Below are 918 nucleotides of genomic sequence, written 5' to 3' on the forward strand. Positions count from 1 at the left end.
CAGAGAAGAGAAGATAAATGGAATCATACCACCGATAAATAAAGCAGCCAATACATCGGCCTTATAAATATCAATATGCTGATTGTCTGGCATAGCCACACCAACGAAAGCAGCAAACAAAGCCAATGCAGTTAATGCTGCGGATGCAATAGCGAAACCTTTACCACTAGCAGCAGTTGTGTTCCCCACCGCATCTAAAATATCTGTCTTTTCACGCACTTCACCAGGTAATTCACTCATTTCAGCAATACCACCGGCATTGTCCGCGATAGGGCCAAATGCATCAATGGCCAATTGCATTCCTGTTGTTGCCATCATACCGGCAGCAGCAATTGCCACACCGTATAAACCGGCACAAAGGAATGAACCATAAATACCACCAGCCAAAACAATAATAGGCAAGAAGGTACTTTCCATACCAATTGCCAAACCGCCAATAATATTGGTAGCATGACCAGTAGCAGACTGACGAATAATGCTTAATACAGGACGCTTACCCATTGCTGTATAATACTCAGTAATGATACTCATTAAAGTACCTACTACTAAACCAACAACGATTGCACCGTATACACCGTTTCTGGTGAATTCAGCACCTCTTAAAGTCATCGTCTCTGGTAATACATTGCCAACTAAGAAATAACATACAATTGCTGTTAAAATCATAGAACCATAGTTACCCATGTTCAATGCTTTCTGAACAATAGCGGTATTTAAATTAGCAGATTCACCAATTCTTACGAATAAGGTTCCAATAATTGATAAAATGATACCGATACCTGCAATCAGCATAGGTAGTAAAATAGGAGATAGTCCGCCAAAAGCATCAACCAATCTTGATCCATCTGCAGCAGTAACTTCATTACCTAGTACCATGGTAGCCAATAGTCGTGGGAGGCAAGGCACACAGGGGATAGG

At 41.3% G+C, this 918-nt stretch carries 1 protein-coding gene; it reads right to left on the reverse strand.

Features of this window, described 5'->3' with window-relative positions; translation table 11 throughout:
- Positions 1-876 (reverse strand): sodium/proton-translocating pyrophosphatase (locus P767_RS15825; RefSeq protein ID WP_245586830.1); only part of this gene is annotated, 876 nt, incomplete at its 3' end.
- Positions 877-918: the final 42 nt, after the last annotated feature.

Source organism: Sediminibacterium salmoneum NBRC 103935, from assembly GCF_000511175.1.
Lineage (GTDB): Bacteria > Bacteroidota > Bacteroidia > Chitinophagales > Chitinophagaceae > Sediminibacterium > Sediminibacterium salmoneum.